Annotated in this window: 19 protein-coding genes and 1 pseudogene; 7 read left to right on the plus strand and 13 right to left on the minus strand. The window is 74.3% G+C overall.

Going from position 1 to position 22,683, the window contains the following annotated elements; genetic code table 11:
- Window positions 1-2: 2 nt before the first annotated feature.
- From ACZ45Q_RS33045 to ACZ45Q_RS33060, 4 genes are read left to right on the plus strand one after another with little or no spacing between them, the layout of a single operon-like run.
- The gene (locus tag ACZ45Q_RS33045) at window positions 3-1,061 is read left to right on the plus strand and encodes an ABC transporter permease (protein ID WP_468268530.1); all 1,059 of its coding nucleotides are present in this window, start codon (window positions 3-5) and stop codon (window positions 1,059-1,061) included.
- A complete protein-coding gene (locus ACZ45Q_RS33050; RefSeq protein ID WP_468268533.1) occupies window positions 1,058-1,984 on the plus strand; it encodes an ABC transporter permease in 927 nt (308 codons plus the stop codon). The genes ACZ45Q_RS33045 and ACZ45Q_RS33050 overlap by 4 nt, the downstream gene beginning before the upstream one ends.
- A complete protein-coding gene (locus ACZ45Q_RS33055; RefSeq protein WP_468268536.1) occupies window positions 1,981-3,027 on the plus strand; it encodes an ABC transporter ATP-binding protein in 1,047 nt (348 codons plus the stop codon). The genes ACZ45Q_RS33050 and ACZ45Q_RS33055 overlap by 4 nt, the downstream gene beginning before the upstream one ends.
- A complete protein-coding gene (locus tag ACZ45Q_RS33060) occupies window positions 3,024-4,094 on the plus strand; it encodes an ABC transporter ATP-binding protein (RefSeq protein WP_468268539.1) in 1,071 nt (356 codons plus the stop codon). Before ACZ45Q_RS33055 ends, ACZ45Q_RS33060 begins: the two co-directional genes overlap by 4 nt.
- An 88-nt stretch (window positions 4,095-4,182) precedes the next feature.
- Here ACZ45Q_RS33060 and ACZ45Q_RS33065 read toward each other — a convergent pair whose 3' ends face one another.
- From ACZ45Q_RS33065 to rimP, 9 genes are all read right to left on the minus strand, one after another.
- The gene (locus ACZ45Q_RS33065; RefSeq protein WP_468268542.1) at window positions 4,183-5,133 is read right to left on the minus strand and encodes a bifunctional riboflavin kinase/FAD synthetase; all 951 of its coding nucleotides are present in this window, start codon (window positions 5,131-5,133) and stop codon (window positions 4,183-4,185) included.
- 135 nt (window positions 5,134-5,268) lie between these two features.
- Window positions 5,269-9,423, minus strand: a complete 4,155-nt coding sequence (locus tag ACZ45Q_RS33070) for a hypothetical protein (RefSeq protein WP_468268545.1) — start codon at window positions 9,421-9,423, stop codon at window positions 5,269-5,271.
- Window positions 9,424-9,707: 284 nt separating this feature from the next.
- Window positions 9,708-10,613 carry a tRNA pseudouridine(55) synthase TruB gene (gene truB, locus ACZ45Q_RS33075; RefSeq protein WP_468268548.1) on the minus strand — a complete coding sequence of 302 codons (906 nt, stop codon included), beginning with the start codon at window positions 10,611-10,613 and terminating at the stop codon, window positions 9,708-9,710.
- Window positions 10,610-11,068, minus strand: coding sequence for a 30S ribosome-binding factor RbfA (gene rbfA / locus ACZ45Q_RS33080; RefSeq protein WP_468268551.1), 459 nt, complete (start codon window positions 11,066-11,068; stop codon window positions 10,610-10,612). Before rbfA ends, truB begins: the two co-directional genes overlap by 4 nt.
- A gap of 47 nt (window positions 11,069-11,115) precedes the next feature.
- Window positions 11,116-11,409, minus strand: a complete 294-nt coding sequence (locus ACZ45Q_RS33085) for a DUF503 domain-containing protein (RefSeq protein ID WP_468268554.1) — start codon at window positions 11,407-11,409, stop codon at window positions 11,116-11,118.
- Between the two features lie 192 nt (window positions 11,410-11,601).
- On the minus strand, window positions 11,602-14,658 hold the full coding sequence (gene infB / locus ACZ45Q_RS33090) for a translation initiation factor IF-2 (RefSeq protein WP_468268557.1): 3,057 nt from the start codon (window positions 14,656-14,658) through the stop codon (window positions 11,602-11,604).
- Window positions 14,659-14,841: 183 nt separating this feature from the next.
- On the minus strand, window positions 14,842-15,123 hold the full coding sequence (locus ACZ45Q_RS33095) for a YlxR family protein (RefSeq protein ID WP_468268560.1): 282 nt from the start codon (window positions 15,121-15,123) through the stop codon (window positions 14,842-14,844).
- A 135-nt stretch (window positions 15,124-15,258) separates the two neighbouring features.
- Window positions 15,259-16,257, minus strand: a complete 999-nt coding sequence (gene nusA, locus ACZ45Q_RS33100) for a transcription termination factor NusA (RefSeq protein WP_468268563.1) — start codon at window positions 16,255-16,257, stop codon at window positions 15,259-15,261.
- Between the two features lie 2 nt (window positions 16,258-16,259).
- Entirely contained in the window at window positions 16,260-16,787 is a 528-nt protein-coding gene (rimP, locus tag ACZ45Q_RS33105) for a ribosome maturation factor RimP (protein WP_468268566.1), read from the minus strand.
- A gap of 229 nt (window positions 16,788-17,016) precedes the next feature.
- On the opposite strand from rimP, the gene ACZ45Q_RS33110 reads away from it, so the two are divergent.
- The 3 genes from ACZ45Q_RS33110 to ACZ45Q_RS33120 are packed head-to-tail and all read left to right on the plus strand — an operon-like array spanning window position 17,017 to window position 18,929.
- The gene (locus ACZ45Q_RS33110) at window positions 17,017-17,526 is read left to right on the plus strand and encodes a hypothetical protein (RefSeq protein WP_468268569.1); all 510 of its coding nucleotides are present in this window, start codon (window positions 17,017-17,019) and stop codon (window positions 17,524-17,526) included.
- A complete protein-coding gene (locus tag ACZ45Q_RS33115; RefSeq protein WP_468268572.1) occupies window positions 17,523-17,987 on the plus strand; it encodes a ferritin-like domain-containing protein in 465 nt (154 codons plus the stop codon). Before ACZ45Q_RS33110 ends, ACZ45Q_RS33115 begins: the two co-directional genes overlap by 4 nt.
- A gap of 42 nt (window positions 17,988-18,029) precedes the next feature.
- Window positions 18,030-18,929: an aminoglycoside phosphotransferase family protein gene (locus ACZ45Q_RS33120; protein ID WP_468268575.1), complete on the plus strand. Its 900-nt coding sequence runs from the start codon at window positions 18,030-18,032 to the stop codon at window positions 18,927-18,929.
- A gap of 229 nt (window positions 18,930-19,158) precedes the next feature.
- On the opposite strand, the gene ACZ45Q_RS33125 is transcribed toward ACZ45Q_RS33120, so the two are convergent.
- The 4 genes and pseudogenes from ACZ45Q_RS33125 to ACZ45Q_RS33140 form a co-directional block, all read right to left on the minus strand.
- Window positions 19,159-20,862: a proline--tRNA ligase gene (locus tag ACZ45Q_RS33125; protein ID WP_468268578.1), complete on the minus strand. Its 1,704-nt coding sequence runs from the start codon at window positions 20,860-20,862 to the stop codon at window positions 19,159-19,161.
- Between the two features lie 85 nt (window positions 20,863-20,947).
- The gene (locus ACZ45Q_RS33130; RefSeq protein ID WP_468268581.1) at window positions 20,948-21,481 is read right to left on the minus strand and encodes a GNAT family N-acetyltransferase; all 534 of its coding nucleotides are present in this window, start codon (window positions 21,479-21,481) and stop codon (window positions 20,948-20,950) included.
- Between the two features lie 125 nt (window positions 21,482-21,606).
- Window positions 21,607-22,455 carry a GNAT family N-acetyltransferase gene (locus tag ACZ45Q_RS33135; protein ID WP_468268583.1) on the minus strand — a complete coding sequence of 283 codons (849 nt, stop codon included), beginning with the start codon at window positions 22,453-22,455 and terminating at the stop codon, window positions 21,607-21,609.
- Window positions 22,456-22,554: 99 nt separating this feature from the next.
- Window positions 22,555-22,683: pseudogene (locus ACZ45Q_RS33140) on the minus strand (flavodoxin-dependent (E)-4-hydroxy-3-methylbut-2-enyl-diphosphate synthase); the annotation flags it as partial.

A 22,683-nucleotide genomic window follows, 5' to 3' on the forward strand; every position in this document is an offset into this window, starting at 1 on the left:
GGATGACCACGGACGCCGCGCCCGTCCTCGACGGGAGGCACGAGAAGGGGGCGGGGGCGTCCCGGCGGGCGTCGGGACGCCCGCGCTCCGGCTATCCCCGGTATCTGGCGGGCAAGGTGGCGGGCGCCGCCGTGTCGCTGCTCGCCGTCCTCGTCACGAGTTTCTTCCTCTTCCGGCTGATCCCCGGCGACCCGGTGAAGTACATGACCGGTGGCCGTCAGGTCTCGGCCGAGCAGCTCGCCGCGTATCGGCGGGAGTTCGGGCTCGACCTGCCGCTGTGGCAGCAGTTCACCGACTACTGCCAGAAGGTGCTCACCGGCGATCTGGGGACGTCGTACCAGTTCCGCGCACCGGTGATCGACAAGATCACCGAGGCGCTGCCCAACACCCTGTTGCTGACCGGCACCGCCTTCGTGCTGTACACGGCGCTCGGTGCCTTCCTCGGCACCCGGGCGGCGTGGCGGCACGGGCGGACGGCCGACCGGCTGCACACCGGGCTGGCGCTGACGCTGTACTCCGTCCCGTCGTTCTGGCTCGGGCTGCTGCTCATCATCACGCTGTCGGTGGGGATCGGCCCGCTGCCCGGGCTGTTCCCCACCGGCGGCATGGAGTCGGGCGGCGAGGAGGGCTTCGCGTACGTCCTGGACGTCGCCCACCACCTGGTGCTGCCGGTGGTGACACTGGTGGCCGTGGAGTACGGGCAGACGCTGCTGGTCGCCCGGTCCGCGCTGCTGGACGAGATGGGCAGCGACTACCTGACGACCGCCCGGGCCAAGGGGCTGCGCGACGACGTGGTGCGGCGGCGGCACGCCGTGCCCAACGCGATGCTGCCGACGGTGACGCTCGTCTTCGTCAACCTCGGCCGGACGGTGGCCGGTGTGATCCTGGTGGAGACCGTCTTCTCCTGGCCGGGGCTCGGCGGGCTGTTCTACCAGGCGCTGAGCGTGCCCGATCTGCCGCTGGTCCAGGGGCTGTTCTTCGTGTTCGCCGCCGCGGTGATCCTCATGAACACGCTCGCCGACCTGATCTATCCGCTGCTCGATCCCCGGGTGGGCCGATGACGACGACCGATACGGCGACGACCGATACGGCACCGGGCCCGCGGGCGCTGGCCCGGCGGCGGCGCCGCGCCTCGGCCGCCCGCTTCTGGCGGGAGTACCGCGCCCACCGCGCCGGTGTGTTCGGGCTGGTGGTGCTGGCCCTGTGCGCGCTGGTGGCGCTGGCCGCCCCGCTGCTCGTCGGCTCCGACGTCAGCAGTGTGACCGACGCCCCGGGCCGGCCCTCGCAGGGGCCGAGCGCCGAGTTCCCGCTCGGCACCGACCGGTTCGGGCGGAGCCTGCTCGGCCTGCTGGTGTGGGGTGCGCGGGTCTCCCTGCTGGTGGGGCTGCTGGCCGCCGTGCTGTCGGTGGCGATCGGCACGCTCATCGGGATCACGGCCGGGCACTTCCGGGGCTGGTTCGCGACGGTGATGATGCGGATCACCGACTGGTTCCTGGTGATGCCGACGCTGGTCCTGGCGATCGCGCTGGCCACCGTGATGTCCCGGTCGCTCACCACGATCGTCGTGGCCATCGGCGCGGCGACGTGGCCGACGACCGCCCGGCTGGTGCGCGCGCAGACGCTGGCGGTGGAGACCCGGCCGTACATCGAGCGGGCGAGGGCGCTGGGCGGCGGGCACCGGCACGTGATGACCCGGCATGTGCTGCCGAACGTGATGCCGCTGGTGCTGGCCCAGACGACCCTGGTCATCTCGGCGGCCATCCTCGCCGAGGCGACGCTCGCGTTCCTGGGCCTGGGCGACCCGACCGTGGTGTCGTGGGGCGGGCTGCTCCAGGACGCCCGGGAGGCGGGCGCGGTCAGTGCCGGGCACTGGTGGTACCTGGTGCCGCCGGGCCTCGCGATCGCCCTGGTGGCGCTGGCGTTCACGCTGTGCGGGCGGGCCGTGGAGTCCGTGCTCAATCCCAGGCTGGGGGTGTCCCGTTGACGCTGCTCGACGTGCGGAACCTGACGGTGACGTACCCCGGCGGGGCCGCCGCCGTGCGCGGGGTGGACCTGCGCCTGGAGACCGGGCGGAAGCTGGGGCTGGCCGGGGAGTCCGGGTGCGGCAAGTCCACGCTGGCGCTGGCACTGCTGCGGCTGCTGCCGGCCGGCACCCGGATCGGCGGCGAGGTGTTCCTCGACGGCGAGGACGTGCTGACGATGCGGTGGGGGCGGGTGCGGGCGGTGCGCTGGGCCGGGGCTTCCGTCGTCTTCCAGGGGGCGATGCACTCCCTCAACCCCGTGCACCGCGTCGGCGACCAGATCGCCGAACCGGTCCTGCTGCACCGCGGGGCGACACCGGCCGAGGCCCGGCGGCGGGCCGGTGAGCTGCTGGAGCACGTCGGGCTGCCCGCCGGCCGGGCCCGCGCCCACCCGCACGAACTCTCCGGCGGGCAGCGGCAGCGCGTCATGATCGCCATGGCCCTGGCCTGCGAGCCCCGGCTGATCATCGCCGATGAACCGACCACCGCCCTCGACGTGATGATCCAGGCGCAGATCCTGCGGCTGATCGGACGGCTCGTCGCCGAGCAGGACCTCGGCCTGCTCATGATCAGCCATGATCTGGCGGTGCTCGCGGACACCTGTGACCGGCTCGCCGTGATGTACGCGGGCCGGGTGGTCGAGGAGGGCCCCGCACGGCAGGTCCACGAGGACGCCCGCCACCCCTACGCCCGGGCGCTGTCGGCGGCCTTCCCGCGCATCGGCGACCCGGCGTCCCGGTTCGCGCCGCGCGGTCTGGCCGGTGACCCGCCCGATCCGTCGGCGCTGCCGTCCGGGTGCCCGTTCCATCCGCGCTGCCCCTCGGCGCTGGCCTCGTGCGCGTCGCAGGACCAGCCGTTGCGGGAGTGGGAGCGGGGACGGCGGGCGGCGTGCGTGCACGTGGCGGCGGGCGGCTCGGCCGAGCCGGGTGCGCCGACGGCTCCGGAAGGCCCGGTACGGCCCCCGCGTCCCGAGTCCGGGGAGAAAGCGAGGCGCAGCACCCCATGACCACGTCCCCGTCCGGCCCGTCCGGCCCGTCCGCCCCGTCCGGCCGGGACTCCGCCCTGCTCGCCGCCCAGGACGTGCGCGTCTCCTTCCCCGGCCGGCACGGCGCGCCCGACGCCCGCGCGGTGGACGGTGTCCACCTCGGCATCCGCCCCGGGGAGATCGTGGCACTGGTCGGCGAGTCCGGCTGCGGCAAGACGACGCTGGCCCGCTGTCTGCTGGGCCTGGTGAGGCCGACCGCGGGCCGCGTCGTCTTCGACGGCCGGCCGCTGGACTACTCCGGCCGGGCGCTGCGGGCGTACCGGCGCCGCGTGCAGCTGGTGCTCCAGGACCCGAGCGGCTCGCTCAACCCCCGGCACACGGTGTACGACGCGGTGGCGGAGGGGCTGCGCATCCACCGGTACGGCGGCGACGAGCGGGCGGCGGTCGCCGAGGCGCTGTCCCGGGCGGGTCTGCGGCCACCGGAGCGGTTCTTCCTGCGGTACCCGCACGAGCTGTCCGGCGGGCAGCGCCAGCGCGTGGTGATCGCGGGGGCGCTGGTGCTGGGGCCCGAACTGCTCGTCGCCGACGAGCCGGTGGCCTCCCTGGACGCCTCGGTGCGCGGCGAGATCCTGGCCCTGCTGCTGCGGCTGCGCACCGAGCTGGGCCTGTCCGCGCTGGTGGTGACGCACGACCTGGGGCTGGCCTGGAACATCGCCGACCGGGTCGCGGTGATGTACCTGGGCCGGATCGTGGAGACGGGCGAGGTCGAACAGGTGCTGACGGCGCCGCGGCACCCGTACACGCGGGCCCTGCTGTCGGTCCTGCCGGAGGCACCCGGGGACCCGGTGGTGCTCTCCGGTGAGCCGCCGGACCCGGCGCGCGTCCCGGGAGGCTGCCGTTTCCACGCCCGCTGCCAGGTCCTGGCGGACGGCCGGGCGGAGCGGGCCGGCGTCGCGGACGCCTGCCGGGCGACGGACCCCGGCGTCCTGCCGGACGACGGCACGGCCCGGGTGGCCTGCCACTGGGCCCGGCTCGGTACGGCCCCGGCCCCACCGGCACCAGGGCCCGAGCCTGTCACCGGTCCCTGACCCCGCACCGGTCCCTGACCCCGCACGGAGCTCCGAGCCGGCGCCCGGCCGGGTGGCCGGGAGTCGGCGCCCGGCCCGGTGGCCGCCCCTACGCCTGGGCCGCGGCCACCAGGTCCCGGCAGCGCTTGACGTCGTCGGCCATCTGCTCCATCAGCGCGTCCAGCGTCTCGAACCGCGCCTGGCCGCGGACGTAGGCCAGGAAGTCGACGGCGACGTGCAGCCCGTACAGGTCCAGGCCGACGCGGTCGATGGCGTACGCCTCCACCGTCCGCTCGGTGCCCTCGAACTGCGGGTTGGTGCCGACGGAGATCGCCGCGGGCATCGCCTCGCCCTGGACGTGCAGCCAGCCCGCGTAGACGCCGTCGGCCGGGATCGCGGTGTGCGGGAGCGTCTCGACGTTGGCCGTCGGGAAGCCCAGCTCGCGGCCCCGCTGCGCACCGCGGACGACGACGCCCTCGACGCGGTGCGGACGCCCGAGGATCTCGGCGGCGCCGGCGACGTCGCCCTCGGCGACCAGGCGCCGGGTGAGCGTCGAGGAGAACGGCTCGCCGCCGCCGGCCTCACCGGAGACGTACAGGTCGACGACCTCGACCTCGAAGTCGTAGGTCCTGCCCTGCTCGGCGAGGAAGTCGACGTTGCCCGCGGCCTTGTGGCCGAAGCGGAAGTTGGGGCCCTCGACGACCGCCTTGGCGTGCAGCTTGTCCACCAGGACCTTGACGACGAAGTCGGCCGGGGACAGCTTCGAGAACTCCGCGGTGAAGGGCAGGATGAGAACGGCGTCCACACCCAGCCCGGCCATCAGTTCGGCGCGGCGGTGGTGCGGGGCGAGCAGCGGCGGGTGGCTGCCCGGGCGGACGACCTCGCTGGGGTGCGGGTCGAAGGTGACGACGACGGCCGGGACGCCCAGCTCGCGGGCGCGGTCCACGGCGTGCTTGATGATCAGCTGGTGGCCGCGGTGGACACCGTCGTAGGAACCGATGGTGACGACGCTGCGCCCCCAGTCCTCGGGGATGTCCTCCAAGCCACGCCAGCGCTGCACAGTGTCTGCTCCTTGTCGCGAACTCGTCGAAGCCCGGTTGCCTGTTACGCAGGTCTAAGGGTGCCATGCCCGGCGCCCCGGGCCCGCATCGGCATGGGAGCTGTGACCCGGCGCACGCCGCGCGGCGCGCCGCGGTCAGGCGGGTACCCGTACGCCCGCCAGGTTCTCGATCGTCCGGCGTGCGCTGGGGCCCACCAGCGCGGCCCATTCCTGCGGTGCGCCGGTGAGCCAGCCGGTCAGACGGACCGCGAAGCCGGGGGCGTGCCGGGAGAGGTCGACCAGGCCGCGGTCGAAGCGGACGGCGCCGGCCGGGGTGCGGGTCAGCAGGAGCCCGAGGCGGTGGACGAGGCCGCGCTGGTCGTCGCCCGTGCACCCGGGGGCGGCGTGCAGCAGCGCGTCGAGGACGTCGGGTTCGCGCTCGTGGGCCAGCAGGAACTCGCGCAGCTCGCGGCGGAGCGGCGCGCAGGCGCCGGTGCCGGGCGCGGCGAGCACGCCGGCGAGGGCGGCCCGCACCGGCTCGGGCCCGTCCGTCAGCAGGACGGTGACCAGCGGATGCAGGACGGCGCGGGCGGCCGGCCCCTGGGCGGTCAGCCGCCGGTCGGCGTACGCGGCCACGTGCCCGGCGGTCTCCGGTCGGTCGGCGACGGCGTCGCCGATCAGCGCGGCGACCCTGCGGGCCAGCCGGGGCGGGGTGGCGTCGGCGAGTCTGCGCAGCGCCTCCCCGGCGTCCGGTCCGCGCAGCCGGGCCCGGAAGGCGTCCAGGACCGGTCCGGGGTGGGTGGGCAGGGCGGTGGCCGCCGCGCTGGGCGGGAAGTAGGGATCGCCGGCCGCGAAGTGGCCGAGTGCCCGGGTGAGGTGCTCGTCGCGGACGTCGGGGTCGCGTACCAGCAGGGCGAGGGCGGCGCCGTGCAGGGTGCTGTCGGCGGGCCGGGCGAGCAGGGCGCGGGCGGCGCGGCGCAGCAGGGCGCGGTCGGCGCCGGTGCGGGCGTGCTCGGCGGCGCGCAGCCCGTACGTCGTCGCCGCCGCGCGGCGCAGGGGACGCGGGTCGTGCGCCCACCGGTCGACCGCGCGGCACACGGCGGCCGGTTCGTCCTCGGCCAGGGCGGTGAGCAGTTCCTCGGCCCGCCGGTGCGGGCAGTCGGCGAGCGCCTCGGTGAGGTCGTCGGGAGCGCGGTGGCGGTGGGTGTGCAGCAGGGCCTGCGCGGCCGTGGCCACGGTGGCGTGCGGGGCGGCGGGCAGCGGCCGCTCGTCGTCGAACCAGCCGGCCAGGAGCGGTTGTACGGCCGTGGGATCGGCGGCGAGCAGTGCGGCGACCGTGTCGAGGTGGCGGGGTCCGGGCTCGTGCGGCGGGCCGTCGACGAGGATCAGCCGGCGCAGCAGTTCCAGCAGGTCGGCCCGTGGCAGGGCCAGGTTGGCCCAGAAGCCGGCGGCGAACTCGCCGGGGACCGGGCGGCCTTCCTCCCGCCGCGCCAGGAGGACGCCGGTGAGCAGCCGCAGCACGGGCGTGTAGGGCGTCGCGTCCGGGACGCGGCCGAGGACGGCGGCGACGAGGCGGGCCGCCCACCAGGAGTACGGCTCGTCGTCCAGGGTGAGCACCAGTTCCTCCAGGCGGAGGGCGAGTTGCTCGCTGCCGTGCTGACGGGCCAGGAGCAGCAGGGCCTCGACGACGGGACCGATGCGGTGGTGCGGTACGGGCAGGGGGTGGGCGGTGTGCGGGGCGCGGCAGTGGTGGACGAGGGCGCGCAGGGCCGCGTCGAGGTCGAGGTGGGTGCCCTGGATCCAGTCGGCGAGTTCCTCGTGGGCGAAGCGGTAGCCGGGGCCCGCGGGCACGAGGAGGCCTTCGGCGAGGACGGCGGAGGCCCAGCCGGTGCCGCCGCCGAGCCGGGCCGGGGCCTGGCCCCAGGGGAACACCGCCTCGAACGACTCCCGGTCCAGCTCGCCCTGCCCGGGGCCGAGACTGCGCCGGGCCGCCTCGTGCACCTGCCCGGACACCTTGGCCGCGAGCCGCCGTACGGCGGTGCCGTGCAGGCCGTTCTGCGTGGCCAGGCGCACGGCGACGCGCAGGCACATCAGGTCCAGGTAGGCGGCGAGGACCGCGTCGCGGTCGACGCGGGTGAGGGGCGCGGGCGCGGCGAGGGCGGCCCGGACCTCCGACAGCAGCCGCAGGGTGAGCGGATGCCGGGCGTCGGCGCCGTCGAGCATCCCCTCCGGCACCCGGTACCGCTCCCGCGCGAGCCGTGCCTCGTCCTCGTCCAGCTCCCCGAGCCACACACAGGGCGGCAGCACACCGCCGCCGACCGCCCCCGCCGGCCCGGCACCGGCACCGGCGCCGGCCTGCCCGACCGACGGCTCCCGGTCCGAGTCCGACCCGGCCATGGCCCGTCCGGCGGCGACCCGCGCGGCCACGGCCGGTGCCGTCGCAGCCGGAGCGGGAGCTGCCGGTGGCGTCGCACCCCGAGACGTCGCGGCCAGAGCAGTAGCTGCCGGGTCCATCGCAGCCGGAGCGGTCGCTGCCGGTGCCGTCGCTGCCGGTGCCGTCGCAGCCGGAGCGGTCGCTGCCGGAGCCGTCGCGGCCTGCTCGGCCTCGGGCTCTCCGGCCTCGGGCTCTCCGGCCTCGGGCTCTCCGGCTTCCGGGTATCCGGCCTCGGGGTTTCCGGTCAGATGGTCGTCGGTCAGATGGTCGCCGGTCGCTCCGGCCCCGAGGCCTCCGCCGGAAGGGCCCCCGACCGAGGCGCCTCCGGCCGACAGGCCTGAACCCGAAAGTCCCCTGACCGAAGCGCTTCCCTCCGAGAGGTTTCCGGCCGAGAGCTCTTCGACCGAGGCGCCTCCGGCCGGCAGGCCTCCACCCGAAGGGCCCCCAGCCGACAGGCCCCCGCCCGAAGGGCCCCCGGCCGGGAGGCTTCCCGCCGAGAGACCTCCCCCCGGCAGGCCTCCGCCCGGAGGCTGGCCGGGCGAGGGATGCCCAGTGGCGAGCCCCAGCCCCCCGACATGCAGCAGGTCCCGTGGGAACTCGGCCCCCGCCCACTCCCAGTACTCCGGGCGGCACGCGATGATCAGCCGGGTGCCCGTGTCCCGCAGCCAGGACGTGGTGCCGAGGGTCCACTCGGCGAGGCGCTGCGCGAGCAGTGGCGGCATCTCCTCGGGCCCGTCCAGGAGCAGCAGCAGTGGCCGGCCGCTGTCGTGGGCGAGGCGGGCGAGGTGCTCCGGCGTGACGTCGCCCGGATCGGCCGGTCCGGGCACCCCGGAGGCGGCCACGATGCGGGCGGCCCGGGCCAGCGCCCTGGCCGCCGCGTCCGCCACCGAGGTGTCGTCGTCGCGCAGGTCGGCGCCGCGCAGCCACAGCGTGGGCGCCGGCCGGGCGCACCGGGTGCGGCGGGCGGCGAGGGCCGCCAGCTCCGTCGTACGGCCGCTGCCCGGCGGACCGACCAGCCCCAGGACCTTGGCCGGCCCCGTCTCGAAGGCGGCGAACTCCCGGCGGGGCCCGCTCCGTTCGACCGGTGGCGTGCCGAGGAGGCCGACGCCGCCCACCGACGCGCCCTGCGGTCCGTCCTGGCCGACCGAGGTGGCCGTGAGCGCCAGGACACCGGCGAGGTCGAGGTCGGCGCCGTACGCCGGGACGGTGGCCGCGTTCTCGGCGAGCAGCCCGGCGAGCGGGCCGCCGCCCGGGGAGCGCAGCGGCACGGCGAAGCCGACGTCGCGCTCGCCGGAGCTGAGGGCGGTGCCCAGCACGCCGAGCACCGCGCCGGTGCCGGCGTCGAGTACCGGTCCCCCGGCGGCACCGCCGCCCAGCCGCAGGGCGTCGCGGCCCGCGGTGCCGACCGCCAGTTCCAGGGCGCCGGCGATGCGGTGCCGGCGGTCCGTGGCCGTGTAGGTGACGTCGGTGGCGCCGAGGACCCGGGCCTCGCGCCAGCAGCCGGCGGCGATGCGCACATAGGTGCCGGCCTCGATCCGGTCCCGTGCGGAGAGCGGCAGCGGGGTGACGCCGAGGCCCTCGGTGCGGACCAGGGCCAGGCCGAGGGCGGGCAGTGGGACCACCGCGTCGGCGGCCACCGTGCGGGACCGGTCCCCGGCGTGGAGCACCAGCCGGGGCAGGCCGTCCACTGCTTCGTGGCTGGTGATCACCGTGCCGTGGTGGTCGGCGGCGAACCCCGTGCCGCGCGGGCGTCCGGCGAGGTCATGGATCCGGACGAGGGCCTCGTCGGGGGGCTGCCAGGCCGGCGGCGCCTCCGCTGCGTGCAGGGCCGTCTCCGCCCCGTCCCGTGCGCTCCGGGTCCGGTTCCGCGACGTCATCGTCGAACCTCCCCGCCGTGCACCGTGCCGTGTCTCCGACGGTAGGCGGACGGTGATCAGCAGGACAGATCGCGTGCCGAAAGCGCCCCCGTGCGCTCCCCCGGTTCACTCCGAGCGCCTGCCCGTGCGGGTGAACAAAGCGGGGCCGTTGGATACACCCTGAAGGTGGGGGAACCGAGGGGGGACCGTGGAGCGGCGGCAGTGGAGGTCCCCGTGACCGCCGCTCCACGGGCAGCGCGGCCTCGCCGCCAGCGGAAGACGGCACTGGCAGTGCGGCCTCGCCGTCAGCCGAAGACGGCCAGGCTCTTGGCCTTGCCCCGGTGCTCCTCCACGAGCGCGAGGAAGCGCCCGTCGGGGTCGAAGACGGCGACGGCACCGGCGCCCGCGTACACCTCGGCCATCTCCAGCCGCACACCGTTGGTGAGCAGCCGGGCCCGCTTGGCGTCGACGTCCCAGCGGGGGAAGGCCGCGGCGGCGGCCTCGGCGATCGGCATCACCGTCAGCTCCTCCTGGAGCTGGTCCAGCGTCCTGGCCGCGTCGATCTTGTACGGCCCCACCCGGCTGCGGCGCAGCGCGGTGAGATGGCCGCCGACGCCGAGGTCGGCGCCGAGGTCGCGGGCGAGGGCGCGGATGTAGGTGCCGGAGGAGCAGACCACCGACACCACCAGGTCCCGCACCGGCGTGCCGTCGTCGGCGACGGCGTCCCGGATGTCGTGGACGGCGAAGGACGAGACCGTGACCGGGCGGGCCGGGATGTCGAAGTCCTCGCCCTCGCGGGCCCGCTTGTAGGAGCGGACGCCCTTGATCTTGATGGCGCTGACCTTGGACGGCACCTGCATGATGTCGCCGGTCAGCTTGGCCACGGCCGCGTCCACGGCCTCGCGGCCGACCCGGGAGGCGTCCGTCGACGCGGTGATCTCGCCCTCCGCGTCGTCGGTGAGGGTGGTCTGCCCGAGCCGGACGGTGCCCAGGTACTCCTTCTCGGTGAGGGCCAGGTGCCCCAGGAGCTTGGTGGCCTTCTCGACGCCGAGGACGAGGACGCCCGTGGCCATCGGGTCGAGGGTGCCGGCGTGGCCGACGCGCCGGGTGCGGGCGATGCCCCGCATCTTGGCGACCACGTCGTGCGAAGTGAAGCCCGACGGCTTGTCGACGATGACCAGGCCGTCGGGCGGGGTGTGCTTGTCGGTCATTCGGTGCTGTCGTCCGTCTCGTCGGCGGTCTCGTCGGAGGGCTTCCGGTACGGGTCGGCGCCACCGGCGTACGTGGCGCCCGCGGACGCCTCGCGCACCTTCTCGTCGGACTGGCGTGCCTTGTCGAGGAGGTCCTCGATGGTCCGGGCGGTGTCCGGCAGGGCGTCCATGACGAACGTCAGGGTGGGTGTGAACTTCACGCCCGCCGCCTTGCCGACCTCGGAGCGCAGGATGCCCTTGGCGCTCTCCAGGCCCGCCGCGGCGGCCTTCCGCTCCTCGTCGTCCCCGTACACCGTGTAGAAGACGGTCGCCTCCCGGAGGTCACCCGTGACCCGGGTGTCCGTGATGGTGACGTGCGAGCCGAGCCGCGGGTCCTTGATCCCGCGCTGCAGCTTCTGGGCCACTACTTCCCGGATGAGGTCCGCCAGCCTCTTGGCCCGCGCGTTGTCGGCCACTGGTCCGTCTCCCGTTCTTTCCTGTCTGTGTTCACTGGCTGTGGTCGTCAGTCGTCCTCGCCGTGGAACCGGCGTCTGACCGAGAGCAGTTCCACCTCGGGGCGGCCGGCGACCAGCCGTTCGCACCGGTCGAGCACGTCGGTGAGATGCCCCGCGTCGGCGGAGACCACGGCGAGGCCGATGCCGGCCCGCCGGTAGAGGTCCATGTGTTCCACCTCGGCCGCGCTGACGGCGCACTTGCGTTGCAGCTCGGCGACGATCGGGCGGACGACGGAGCGCTTCTCCTTCAGCGACCGTACGTCGCCGAGGAGGAGGTCGAAGGACAGCGTCCCCACGTACATGTGTATCCGGATGACCCGCCGGTACGGGATCGAGGGTCCTCATGAACGGTACCGCGATCCCGCCGAAGGCTCGTTCTCTTTTTCGCCCGGCCACCGGACCTGGCCGGCCGGGGTGAGGGCGCACACCCCCGGCAGACGGCGCGGTGGCCGACGGAGACACACTCCCGTCGGCCACCGCGAACCGGCGTCACATCAGACGCGCGGCTTCTCCCGCATCTCGTACGTCGCGATGACGTCGTCGACCTTGATGTCGTTGAAGTTCCCGAGGTTGATACCGCCCTCGAAGCCTTCGCGGATCTCGGTGACGTCGTCCTTGAAGCGACGCAGACCCTCGATGTTGAGGTTCTCCGCGACCACCTTGCCGTCGCGGATGAGGCGGGCCTTGGTGTTCCGCCTGACCTCGCCGGAGCGGATGAGCACACCCGCGATGTTGCCCAGCTTGGACGACTTGAAGACCTCGCGGATCTCCGCCGTACCGAGCTCGACCTCCTCGTACTCCGGCTTGAGCATGCCCTTGAGGGCCGCCTCGATCTCCTCGATCGCCTGGTAGATGACCGAGTAGTAGCGGACGTCCACGCCCTCGCGCTCCGCCATCTGCTGCGCACGGCCGGCCGCCCGGACGTTGAAGCCGATGACGATCGCGTCCGAGCCCATCGCCAGGTCGATGTCGGACTCCGTGACCGCACCGACGCCGCGGTGCAGGACCCGGATGTCGACCTCTTCGCCGACGTCCAGCTGGAGCAGGGAGGACTCGAGGGCCTCGACGGAACCGGAAGCGTCGCCCTTGATGATCAGGTTCAGCTGCTGGACCTCGCCGGCCTTCAGCACCTTGTCCAGGTCCTCCAGCGACACGCGGCGCGTGCGCTTGGCGAACGCGGCGTTCCGCTCGCGGGCGGCGCGCTTCTCCGCGATCTGGCGGGCCGTACGGTCCTCCTCGACCACGATGAAGTTGTCACCGGCGCCCGGGACGTTGGTCAGGCCCAGGACCTGGACCGGCGTCGACGGACCCGCCTCGGCGACGTTGTTGCCGTTGTCGTCGAGCATGGCGCGGACACGGCCGTAGGCGTCGCCGACCACCATCGTGTCGCCGACCCGCAGCGTGCCTCGCTGGACGAGGACCGTCGCCACGGCACCGCGGCCGCGGTCGAGCCGGGACTCGATCGAGATGCCCTGCGCGTCCTGCTTCGGGTTGGCCCGCAGGTCGAGCGAGGCGTCCGCGGTCAGGACGACCGCCTCGAGCAGGTCGTCGATGTGCAGACCCTGCTTGGCGGAGATGTCGACGAACATCGTCTCGCCGCCGTACTCCTCGGCCACCAGGCCGTACTCGGTCAGCTGACCGCGCACCTTGGTCGGGTCGGCGCCCTCGACGTCGATCTTGTTGACCGCGACGACGATCGGGACGTCGGCCGCCTTGGCGTGGTTCAGGGCCTCGACCGTCTGCGGCATGACGCCGTCGTTGGCCGCGACGACCAGGATCGCGATGTCGGTCGACTTCGCACCGCGGGCACGCATGGCGGTGAACGCCTCGTGACCCGGGGTGTCGATGAAGGTGATCTTGCGATCCTCTTCGTTGACCTCGGTCGTGACCTGGTAGGCACCGATGTGCTGGGTGATGCCGCCGGCCTCGCCCGCGATGACGTTGGTCTTGCGGATGGCGTCGAGCAGGCGGGTCTTACCGTGGTCGACGTGACCCATGACGGTCACCACCGGCGGACGGACGACCAGGTCCTCCTCGGAGCCCTCGTCCTCGCCGAACTCCAGGTCGAAGGACTCGAGCAGCTCGCGGTCCTCCTCCTCCGGGCTGACGATCTGAACCGTGTAGTTCATCTCGTCCGCGAGGAGCTGGAGCGTCTCGTCGGAGACGGACTGGGTCGCGGTGACCATCTCGCCGAGGTTCATCATGACCGCGACGAGGGACGCCGGGTTGGCGTTGATCTTCTCCGCGAAGTCGGTGAGCGACGCACCGCGCGACAGGCGAATGGTCTCGCCGTTGCCGCGAGGCAGCATCACGCCGCCGACCGACGGGGCCTGCATGGCCTCGTACTCCTGGCGCCTCTGCCGCTTCGACTTGCGGCCGCGACGCGCGGGACCGCCGGGACGGCCGAAGGCGCCCTGCGTGCCACCACGGCCACCGGGGCCGCCGGGACGACCGCCGAAGCCGGGACGGCCACCGCCGCCGCCGAAGCCGCCGCCACCGCCGGGACGGCCGGCGAAACCGCCGCCACCACCGGGACGACCGCCGCCGCCACCGCCGGGACGGCCGGCGAAGCCGCCGCCGCCCGGACGACCGCCGCCACCGGGGCGACCGGCACCGCCGGGACCGCGACCGCCGCCACCGGGGCCGGGACGCGGGCCGGCAGCGGGACGCTGCGGCATCATGCCCGGGTTCGGACGGGGACCGCCGGGACCCGGACGCGCACCGCCCTGCGGACGGGGCATCGAGCCCGGGGTCGGGCGCTGACCGCCCGGAGCCTGGGGACGCGGACCGCCGCCCTGGCCGGGGGCCTGCGGACGCGGACCGCCGCCGGGGGCACCGGCGCCGCCACCGGGACGCGGGCCGCCCTGCGGGCGGGGCGACTGCGGGCGGGCCATGCCGGCGTTGCCACCGGAGGTGAAGGGGTTGTTGCCCGGACGGGGACCGGACGGACGGGCACCCGGACGCGGCGACGGAGCGCCGGGACGGGCACCGCCCTGGCCGCCACCGGAACGGCCCTGGCCGCCCTGCTGGCCCTGGCCGGGACCGGACGGACGGGCACCGGGCTTCGGGGCACCGGGACGCGCGCCGGGCTTGGGCGCGGCCGGGGACTGCGCCGGGGGCGCGGTGAACTCGGGCGCCGCCGGAGCCGGACGCGGCGCGGGCTTGGGACCCGGCGTCGGGCGCGGGCCGGGGGCCGGCGCGGGGCTCGCCGGGGCCGAGGGCTGCTGGGCGGCCGACGGCTTGGGCGCGGGGGCCGGCTTCGGGGCGGCCGGGCGGTCTCCGGGCGCCTGAGGGGCGCGGGAGCCACCGGCGGCCTGGGCCGGCGAGGGCGCGCCGGGCTTGGGGGAGGCCTTCCGGGGCGCGGGCTTGGCGGCGGACTTGCCGTTGCTCCCGCCCTGCTGGAAGGCGTCGGTCAGCTTGCGTACTACGGGCGCTTCGATCGTCGAAGACGCCGAACGGACGAATTCACCGAGTTCCTGGAGCTTGGCCATGACGACCTTGCTCTCCACTCCGAACTCCTTGGCGAGTTCGTATACCCGGACCTTAGCCACTTCGCTCCTTTGAGGTCCGGGTTGCGTCCGGACCGTCGCTAGTTCATGGGCGTACTCATCGCGTACTCATCGAGTGCTCATCGCAATCTCGACCTGCTTTCGACTCGCGAGGTACCAGGCCGCACGGGGTTCCGTGCGGCACGTCTTCCTTACCATGTTGCTCTCGGCGACGTCGTGTCGCTCTCAGCAACCTTGTGCCTGCTCGACGTGGTGACGCAACGCCTTTACGTCGAGCGGTCCCGGGACGCGCAGTGCCCGCGGGAACGCCCGGCGGCGTACCGCCTGGTCGAGACAGACCGTGGTGGGGTGTACATACGCACCCCGACCGGGCAGCGTACCGCGAAGATCGGGGACACACTCGCCCTCGATCGCCACGATCCGCAGCAGTTCGTTCTTGACCGCTCGCTCCCGGCACCCCACACAGGTGCGCTCAGGGCATGCGCGGGCACGCGTCCGGCCAGACACTGCTAAGTCTACCTCCCCGGACCGACCTCACCCCTTTGGGGCAAGAATCGAACACTTGCCGCGCGCAGGCTGTCGTGATCTCAACGCCCCGCGGCTTGGATCCATTCCCCGACGTGGCCGTGGCCCGGTGCCGGACTACGCCTCCGCCCGCTCCGCGGGCTGCTCGGTGTCGGGGCGGATGTCGATCCGCCACCCGGTGAGCCGGGCCGCGAGCCGGGCGTTCTGCCCCTCCTTGCCGATCGCCAGCGACAGCTGGTAGTCGGGCACGGTCACCCGCGCGGAGCGGGCGGCCATGTCCACGACCTCCACCTTGGAGACGCGGGCCGGCGAGAGCGCGTTGGCGACCATCTCGGCCGGGTCGTCCGACCAGTCGACGATGTCGATCTTCTCGCCGTTCAGCTCGCCCATCACGTTGCGCACCCGGCCGCCCATGGGGCCGATGCAGGCGCCCTTGGCGTTCAGGCCCGACCGCGTGGAGCGGACGGCGATCTTGGTGCGGTGACCGGCCTCACGGGCGATCGCGGCGATCTCGACGGACCCGTCGGCGATCTCCGGCACCTCCAGGGCGAACAGCTTCTTCACCAGATTGGGGTGCGTGCGCGAAAGGGTGACCGACGGTCCGCGGACGCCCTTGGCCACCCGGACGACGTAGCTGCGCAGGCGCATGCCGTGCGGGTACGTCTCCCCCGGGACCTGCTCCTGCACCGGCAGGATGGCCTCCAGCCGGCCGATGTCGACCAGCACGTTCTTCGGGTCGCGGCCCTGCTGGACCACGCCGGTGACGATGTCGCCCTCGCGGCCCGCGTACTCCCCGAGCGTCGCGTCGTCCTCGGCGTCGCGCAGCCGCTGAAGGATGACCTGCTTGGCGGTGGTGGCGGCGATACGGCCGAAACCCGACGGTGTGTCGTCGAACTCGCGGGGCTCCTGCCCCTCCTCGAGGTCCTCGGGGTCCTCCTTCGCCCACACGGTCACATGTCCGGTGTCCCGGTTGAGCTCCACGCGCGCGTGCCGGCGGCTTCCCTCGGTGCGGTGGTAGGCGATGAGGAGGGCCGACTCGATCGCCTCGACCAGCAGGTCGAAGGAGATCTCCTTCTCCCGGACCAGACCCCGCAGGGCGCTCATGTCGATGTCCACGGCTACGCCTCCTCCTCTTCCGTCATGTCCTGCTGCCCCTGCGGGCCCTTGGTGTCCTTGCGGTTGAACTCGACCTGGACCCGTGCCTGGGCGATGTCGGCGAAGGCGAGCCGACGGGCCGTGGGCTTGCGGCCCTTGACCCCGGGCACCTCGAGGTCGACGCCGTCGTCGTCGACCTGTGTGATCCGGGCCACCAGTTCGCCGCCCTCGGTCAGCTGGAACCTGGCCAGGCGGCCGGTGGCGCGCACGTAGTGCCGGTGCTGGGTGAGGAGGCGCTCCGCGCCGGGGGTGCCGACCTCGAGGGTGTACTCCCCCTCGCCCATCGCGTCGGTCTCGTCGAGCTTCGCCGAGAGCGCACGGCTCACATCGGCGATCCGGTCCAGGTCCGCACCGGTGTCGGAGTCGACGACGACGCGCAGCACACGCTTGCGTCCGACCGAGTCCACCGCGATCTCTTCGAGATCCAGGCCCTGTGAGCTGACGAGGGGTTCCAGGAGTTCTCGCAGCCTCTCGCTCTGGGTGGTGCTCATCCGGGTGACTCCTCGGCCGCGTGTGCTGTTGTGGGATGGGTCGCGTGTCTGGTCAAAGGGTATCCGGTCCGGAAGGGTGTTGCCGTCCACCCGGCCGCCGCGGTGCCGCTGGCCGGTGCCGGGCGGGCCTCCGGGTACCGTGATCGCGGGCATGCCATGCCTGCCGTGTCGCCCGCCGTGTTCTCCCGCCGTGCCACCGCTTCCGTACCACCTGCCGAGGACGTCTGCCGTGCCGTTGCCCTCATCGCCGCGCCTGCCCTCGGGGCCGCGCAGAAGGAGCCTGCTCGCCTCCGCCGCCGGAGCCGCCGGGGCGGTCGTGCTCGCCGGCTGCTCGGGGAGCCCGGAGTCCGGCGGCACGGGCGGCAGCCCGGCCGCAGCCGAGCGGGTACGCGCGCGTGCCGCCCGGGACAGCGAGGGTCTGGTGGCGCGGTACGACGCCGTGCTGGCGGCGCATCCCGGGCTGGCCGAGCGGCTGGGTCCGCTGCGGGAGGCCGCCGTGCGGCACGCGGAGGCCTTCGGCGCCGTACGGGCGGCGGTCGCCGCGGGGCCGGGCGACACCGCGGGCGTGCCCGCCGACGAACGGCAGGCCCGCGCCGGTCTCGCCGCCGCCGAACGGGAGCTGGCCGACCGGCGGGCCAAGGAGCTGATGGAGGTGCCGGGCGAGCTGGCGCGGCTGCTGGCCTCGGTGGCGGCGGCCGGCGCGGCGCACGCGTATCTGCTGACGGAGGGTGAGGCGTGAACGAGGCCGGGGACCGGGAGCTGGACGCCCTTCAGGCGGCGCTGGCGGCCGAGCACGCGGCCGTGTACGGCTACGGCGTGGTCGGCGGCCGGATCGGCGAGGCGCGCCGCGCGGAGGCGCGGGCGGCGTACGACGCCCACCGGGCGCGACGGGACGCCCTGGTGCGTGCGGTGCGGGACCGGGACGGCGAGCCGGTCGCCGCGGAGGCCGGGTACGCGCTGCCGTTCCCGGTGGCCGACGCCGAGGCGGCCGTCCGGCTGGCGGTACGGCTGGAGGAGCGGGTGGCCGGGGTCTACTCCGACCTGGTGCGGGCGGCCGGTGGCGGTCACCGGGCCATGGCCGCGGAGGCCCTGCGGGAGTCGGCGGTCCGGGCGGTGCGCTGGCGCGGCGGCAGCGTAGCCTTCCCTGGGCTCGCCGAGCGGGCGGGCTCCGCGCCGCCGTCGGCGACACCCGCGGCGTAGCCACCCCAGGACGCACCCGTACGGGAAGGGAACGACTCGCGCATGGCTTTCGAACCGCCGCGGCGTCTGGTCAGGGCGCTCGGTGAGACGGCACCGGACGGCGACGACTGGCTGGCGAAGCTGCCCGGGACAGCGCGGCAGGCCGTGCAGCAACGCGAGTTGACGGTCGAGCGGGTGCAGGTGCCCGGTGGGCGCAGCAGCCTGGTGGTGCTGGTGCGCACGGCCGACGGCCGGCCCGCGGTGCTGAAGCTGGCCCCGCCCCGGGCGCGCCCGGAGAGCGAGCGGGCCGCGCTGGCCCACTGGAACGGCCTGGGCGCCGTGCAGTTGCTGGACGACGGTCCCGCCGAGGGCGTGCTGCTGCTGGAGCGGCTGCACCCGGACGTGTCGGTGCGCTCGCTGCCGGAGTCCCGGGCGCTGCTGGAGGCGGCGGGCACGCTGCGGAAGCTGTGGGTGGCGCCGCCGGCCGGCCACTCCTTCGAGACGGTGGCCGGGCGGACGGGCCGGCAGGCGGCGGCGATGCGGGCCGGTGCCGAGGCGGACCCGCAGGTGGCGCCGCTGGTGGACGCGGCGCTCGCGGCACGCGAGGAGCTGCTGGCCGAGCCGCCGGAGGAGATGCTGCTGCACGGCACGTTCCGGCAGAGCAAGGTGCTCGCCGGGGAGCGCATGCCGTGGCTGGCGGTGGGGCCCGATCCGGTGGTGGGCGAGAGCGCCTTCGATCTGGCGCGGCTGGTGCGGGACCGGGTGGAGGACCTGATCGCACAGCCGTCGGGTGCGTCGACGACCCGGCGCCGGGTGAAGCGGCTCGCGGAGTCCCTGGACGTCGACCAGTCGCGGTTGCGGGGGTGGACGCTGTTCCGGGCGGTGGAGTCGGGGGTGCGGGCGCGGCGGGTCGGCCGGGAGCAGGACGCGGAGCTGCTGCTGGAGTTCGCGAGCTGGCTGTAGCGACGGCTGGTTCTCGCCCCCGCCGCCCCTACCCGTCCCGTCCTTCTGGGGGCTGCCGCCCCCAGACCCCCGCTTCGGCCTGAACGGCCTCGTCCTCAAACGCCGGACGGGCTGACATTCAGCCCCTCCGGCGTTTGAGGAGCGGGGGTCCGGGGGCGGAGCCCCCGGGATGGGACGGGTAGGGGCGGCGGGGGCGAAGGAAGGGTCCTGGCCCCGCCGGGGTGGGTGGTCAGGTCGTGAGGCGGGTGATCGCTTCCTCGACGGTCAGCTCCTCGCGCTCGCCGGTCCGGCGGTCCTTCAGCTCCACGACCCCCTCGCCGGAGCGCCGCCCGGCCACCAGGATCTGCGGCACGCCGATCAGCTCGGCGTCGGTGAACTTCACGCCGGGAGAGACCCCGGCCCGGTCGTCGACGAGGACGCGGACGCCGGCGTCGGCCAGCTTCCGGGAGACGTCGAGGGCCAGTTCGGTCTGGAGGGCCTTGCCGGCGGCGACCACGTGGACGTCGGCCGGGGCGACCTCCTTGGCCCACACCAGGCCCTTGTCGTCGGCGTGCTGCTCGGCGAGGGCGGCGACCGCGCGGGAGACGCCGATGCCGTAGGAGCCCATGGTGACGCGGACGGGCTTGCCGTTCTGGCCGAGGACGTCCAGCTTGAGGGCGTCGGTGTACTTGCGGCCGAGCTGGAAGATGTGGCCGATCTCGATGGCGCGGTCCAGCTTCAGGCCGGTGCCGCAGCGGGGGCAGGGGTCGCCCTCCTGCACGACGACCACGTCGACGTACTGGTCGACCCCGAAGTCGCGGCCGGCGACGACGTTCTTCGCGTGCGTGTCGGGCTTGTTGGCGCCGGTGATCCAGGCGGTGCCGGGGGCCACGCGCGGGTCGGCGAGGTACTTGAGCTTGTCGCCCAGGCCCTGCGGGCCGACGTAGCCGCGCACCAGGTCGGGGCGGGCCGCGAAGTCCGCCTCGGTGACCAGCTCGACGGTGGCCGGGGCGAAGTGCGCCTCGACCTTGTCCATGTCGACCTCGCGGTCGCCGGGGACGCCGACGGCGACGATCTCGCCGTCGACCTTGACGAGGAGGTTCTTCAGGGTGGCGGAGGCCGGGACGCCGAGGGAGGCGGCGAGGGTCTCGATGGTGGGGGTGTCCGGGGTGGGGATGTCCTCGGCGGCGGGGACGCCGGAGGCGTCGACCGGCTTCAGCTCGTAGCCGATCGCCTCGGTGTTGGCGGCGAAGTCGCAGTTCGGGCAGTCGGCGAAGGTGTCCTCGCCGGCCTCGGCCGGGGCGAGGAACTCCTCCGACTTGGAGCCGCCCATGGCACCGGCGGTGGCCGCGCAGATGCGGTAGTCCAGGCCGAGGCGCTCGAAGATCCGCTGGTAGGCCTGGCGGTGCAGGGCGTAGGACTCGGCGAGGCCCTCGTCGGCGGTGTCGAAGGAGTAGGAGTCCTTCATCAGGAACTCGCGGCCGCGCAGGATGCCGGCCCGGGGGCGGGCCTCGTCCCGGTACTTGGACTGGATCTGGTAGAGGATGACCGGCAGGTCCTTGTAGGAGGACGCCTGGTCCTTCACCAGGAGGGTGAAGATCTCCTCGTGGGTGGGGCCGAGGAGGTAGTCGCCGCCCTTGCGGTCCTTCAGGCGGAACAGTTCGGGGCCGTACTCGTCCCAGCGGCCGGTGGCGTCGTAGGGCTCGCGGGGCAGGATGGCGGGGAGCAGGACCTCCTGGGCGCCGATGGCGTCCATCTCCTCGCGGACGATCCGCTCGACGTTGGCCAGCACCTTCCTGCCGAGCGGCAGCCAGCTCCAGACGCCGGCGGCGGTGCGGCGGACGTAGCCGGCGCGGACGAGCAGCTTGTGGCTGAGGACCTCGGCGTCCGCCGGGTCGTCGCGCAACGTCTTCGCCAACAACTGGGACATGCGCTGGACCGGTACGTTCGCCATGGTTCTCGTATCTCCTGCTGCGTAAGGGTGATGGCAGACGAGGTTAGCCGGGCGGTCCGGCCCGGCGGAAATCGGTTGTGGCCTCTCAGCGCCTGCGCAGCGGCAGCGGGGCGCCCATGACGGCGTACGGCTTGGGGGCGCTGGGGAAGAGGACCTGGCGGGCGAGGTCCCGGTAGCCCAGGGAGCGGTACAGGGCGCGGGCGGGGCTCTCGGTGTCGATGGCGGAGAGGATGGAGCGGGGCTCGGCGGCGCCGTCGGTGATCGTGGTGATCAGGGCGCGGCCGGCGCCGCGGTTCTGGTGGGCGGGGTGGACGTGGAGTTCGGTGATGACGAAGGAGTCGTCGAGCCAGTCGTCGTTGTCCTGGGCGCGCAGGTAGGGCTCGACTACGGTGGACCACCAGTGGGAGCGGTCGTTGGGCATGCCGTAGACGAACCCGGCGAGGTCCCCCTCGGGGGTGGTGGCGCCGAGGGCGCGGGCGCCGGGGTAGGTCATGTGGCGCAGGACGATCTGGCGGCGGACGGCGATCTCGTCGGCGCCGAGGCCGAAGGCGGCGGCTTGGACGGCGAGTGCCTCATCGACGTGGGCGGAGAGGTCCAGGGGGCCGATGACAACGTCCATGCCGGGGAGCCTACAGGGGGGTGCTCGTGGATTTCCGGGTGCGGTCGTGGCTGGTCGCCCGCGCCCCGTGGGGGCCGCACGGCGAAGCGGGCGGGGCGGTACGGCCGTGTCGTTCGGGGCGCTCGTCAGAACAGGACGCTCATGAACGCGCCGACCTCCTCGAAGCCGACCCTGCGGTACGTCCTGCGCGCCGCCGTGTTGAAGTCGTTGACGTAGAGGCTGGCCACGGGGGCCACGTCGGCGAGGGCGTAGCGGAGCACGGCGGCCATGCCGGGGGCGGCCAGGCCCCTGCCCCGGTACTCGGGGTCGACCCAGACGCCCTGGATCTGGCAGGCCCGGTCGGTGGCGGCGCCGATCTCGGCCTTGAAGACGACGCGGCCGTCGGCGTCGAAGCGGGCGAAGGAGCGGCCGGAGCCGACGAGTTCGGCGACCCGGGCCTGGTAGAGCAGGCCGCCGTCACCGGCGAGCGGGGAGATGCCGACCTCTTCGGTGAACATCGCCACGCAGGCCGGCATGATCGTTTCCATCTCGTCCTTGCGGACGCGCCGGACGTAGGGGTCGGGGGCGATGGCGGCCGGCACGCGGTCGGTGACCATCAGGGGCTGGTGGGCGCGGATCTCGCGGGCGGGGCCCCAGTGGGGTTCGAGGAGCCGCCAGAGCTGGGCGGTGGCCTCGGCGGGGCCGACGACGGAGGAGCAGCGGCGGCCGGCCCGGCGGGCGCGGTCGGCGAAGGCGCGGACGGCGCGCGGAGTGGCGCAGATCGGGACGAGGTTGGCGCCCGCGTAGCACAGCGAGGTCAGCATGCCGTCCTCGTAGAAGCCCCACATCTCGCCGCCCAGCCGCCACGGGTCGAGGCCGGCGATCTGCACGCGGGCGGCCACGAAGGCGTTCACGACCGGCTCGCGGTCGAGGACGGCGAGCGCGGCGTCGAGGTCGCTCGGTTCGAGGACCCGGGAGGTGGTCTGCGTCAACACGGTGCGGGGGCCTCACCCAAAGGTCTGCTGGTCTCCGCACTGTACCTGCCGAAAACAGGGCGCGCCGCCCCCGGGGGCGGCGCGACGGGACGGGGTGGATCAGCCGGCGACCGAGACCGAGGGCTCGCCGGAGGCGACGCCGTCCTGCTCCATCTGCTCGGCGAGCTTCATCGCCTCGTCGATCAGCGTCTCGACGATCTTCGACTCCGGCACCGTCTTGATGACCTC

It is taken from the genome of Streptomyces sp. NPDC031049, assembly GCF_055571015.1.